Below are 2,692 nucleotides of genomic sequence, written 5' to 3' on the forward strand. Positions count from 1 at the left end.
CCCCTGTTACCGCCGTGAAAGGGCGGTGTCCTAGGCCTCTAGACGAATGGGACACAGTTGATACGTTATACTCTGTATCGAGTGAATACTCATTGGTGTCTGTAGGCTAAACATCAACGCTAAATGCTACAAAGCAACAAGGATCCGAACCCCTGTTACCGCCGACTCTTTATAAACCAAAGTGGGCGATGTCCTAAGCGCTATTTCTAGACGAATGGGACACAGTTGATACGTTAAACTCTGTATCGAGTGAATACTCATCAATGCCTGTAGGCTAAACATTAATGCTAAATGCTACAAAACAACAAGGATTCGAACCCCTGTTACCGCCGACTCTTTATAAACCAAAGTGGTCGATGTCCTAAGCGCTATTTCTAGACGAATGGGACACAGTTGATACGTTAAACTCTGTATCGAGTGAATACTCATTGGTGTCTGTAGGCTAAACACCAGTGCTAATTACCTATAATGAAGAACAAACCCAAAGGATCCGAACCCCTGTTACCGCCGACTCTTTATAAACCAAAGTGGGCGATGTCCTAATGTCTATTTCTAGACGAATGGGACACAGTTGATACGTTATACTCTGTATCGAGTGAATACTCATTAATGTCTGTAGGCTAAACATTAATGCTAATTATCTAATTAAAGATCAACAAGTAAGTGGTGGAGCTACACGGGATCGAACCGTGGACCTCTTCACTGCCAGCGAAGCGCTCTCCCAGCTGAGCTATAGCCCCTCTTACTTAATGCTTTTGAATATGCTACCAGAATAACCTGACATCATGTCTCAACTGCGAGGCGCATTCTATGCAGCATACCCAAAAGTGTCAACTCGTTTTTTAGGAATTTATTCTATTTGCTACAAATTCAATCGCTTTGGATATTCTTTGCGCAGATCTTTCTTTTCCGATTAAGAACAAGGTTAAATCTAACGCTGGAGACTGTCCAGCGCCTGTAACCGCAACACGTAACGGCATGCCAACTTTACCCATACCAACATCAAGTTCCGTGGCAGTGGCTTCGATAGCGTGGTGAATATTCTCTACACTCCAATCATTTAGTTCAGATAACTTTTGATTGAACAATGTTAAAGGCTCTAGTGCCACACCTCGTAAGTGCTTTTTAGCTTGTGCTTCGTCGAAATCGTTAAAATCTTCATAGAAATAGCGACTAGAAGCGGCTAACTCTTTTAATGTTTTAGCGCGTTCAGATAATGCAGTCACAATTTCAGTTAACGCAGGGCCATTACTGATATCAATTTTTTGGTCATCCATGTGCCACTGTAAATGTGTTGCTACATAAACAGGATCAAGTGACTTTATATAATGCTGGTTTAACCAAATTAGCTTATCGGTATTAAAAGCAGAAGCCGCCTTATTGATATCATCTAATTTAAACAGCGTTTTCAATTCTTCCATTGAAAATACTTCTTGATCGCCATGTGACCAACCTAAACGAACAAGATAATTTAATAGTGCTTCAGGTAAATAACCATCATCACGATATTGCATCACACCTACAGCACCATGACGCTTAGATAACTTGGCACCATCGTCACCTAAAATCATCGATACATGAGCATATTCAGGAATTGGGGCGCCTAGTGCTTTAAGAATGTTGATTTGGCGCGGAGTATTATTGATATGATCTTCACCACGAACAACGCAAGTAATACCCATATCCCAGTCATCAACGACAACACAGAAGTTGTAAGTAGGAACACCATCGGTGCGCTTAATGATTAAATCATCAAGCATATCATTTGAAATTTCGATGCGCCCACGAACGTGATCATCAAATATTACACTGCCTTCGACGGGGTTTTTAAAGCGAACAACAAAAGGCTCGTCAGTATCACGAGGAGCAAGGTTACGACAGCAACCGTCGTATTTTTGTTGTAAACCCTGTGCCGATTGCTCTTCACGCATTTTTTCAACACGTTCACGTGTGCAATAGCATTTGTACGCAGAGCCATTATCTAGCATTTGCTCAATAATTTCGTTGTAACGATCAAAACGCTTAGTCTGATAATAAGGACCCTCATCCCAAGTCAAACCTAACCAGTTCATACCATCAAGAATAGCATCACAGGCTTCTTGAGTTGAACGTTCAATGTCTGTGTCTTCAATACGCAGTACGAATTCACCATTATTAGCACGTGCGTGTAACCATGAATACAGAGCAGTACGGGCACCACCTACATGAAGAAAACCTGTTGGACTTGGGGCAAAACGCGTCTTAGTTGTCATAATCGGACACTAACCTATTTATAAACGTCTATAAAAAGACAAACAAAAAAATGTAGCGTCATTCTAACAGTCTAACTGAGTAGTTGAAATGGCGGACGCGTAAACCTGAGGCGGTTTTTGAATTTTCTTTATTATTAAACTCAATCTCTTGTTTAACAAAGCATCAAAGCGAACAATTTTAGCCCGACTGACATTTTTTTAAATAAAAAGCGTTGACAGGCTTTGCTCGCTGCCTATAATACTGCCCCACACAGCGAGGTCGATTAGCTCAGCTGGGAGAGCACCTCCCTTACAAGGAGGGGGTCACTGGTTCGAGCCCAGTATCGACCACCATGATTTTATTTATGAAGTCAATGTTGTTAATTATATCCCAGGTCGCTTAGCTCAGCTGGGAGAGCACCTCCCTTACAAGGAGGGGGTCACTGGTTCGAGCCCAGTAG

General features: G+C 41.9%; 1 protein-coding gene and 2 tRNA genes. 1 reads left to right on the top strand and 2 read right to left on the bottom strand.

What is annotated here, in order from left to right:
• Nucleotides 1-664: 664 nt before the first annotated feature.
• Both AAEZ00_RS20375 and gltX read right to left on the bottom strand, forming a co-directional pair.
• Nucleotides 665-740 (bottom strand) — tRNA-Ala (locus tag AAEZ00_RS20375).
• A 102-nt stretch (nucleotides 741-842) separates the two neighbouring features.
• The gene (gene gltX, locus AAEZ00_RS20380; protein WP_351079389.1) at nucleotides 843-2,252 is read right to left on the bottom strand and encodes a glutamate--tRNA ligase; all 1,410 of its coding nucleotides are present in this window, start codon (nucleotides 2,250-2,252) and stop codon (nucleotides 843-845) included.
• Between the two features lie 257 nt (nucleotides 2,253-2,509).
• Here gltX and AAEZ00_RS20385 point away from each other — a divergent pair.
• Nucleotides 2,510-2,585, top strand: a tRNA-Val gene (locus AAEZ00_RS20385).
• The last annotated feature ends 107 nt before the right edge of the window (nucleotides 2,586-2,692 follow it).

It is taken from the genome of Shewanella sp. S1-49-MNA-CIBAN-0167 (assembly GCF_040310145.1).
GTDB classification, from domain to species: domain Bacteria; phylum Pseudomonadota; class Gammaproteobacteria; order Enterobacterales; family Shewanellaceae; genus Shewanella; species Shewanella psychromarinicola.

Coding starts and splice junctions, on each gene's coding strand:
- gltX (WP_351079389.1), bottom strand. CDS start 2,252: ATGACAACTAAGACGCGTTTTGCCCCAAGTCCAACAGGTTTTCTTCAT.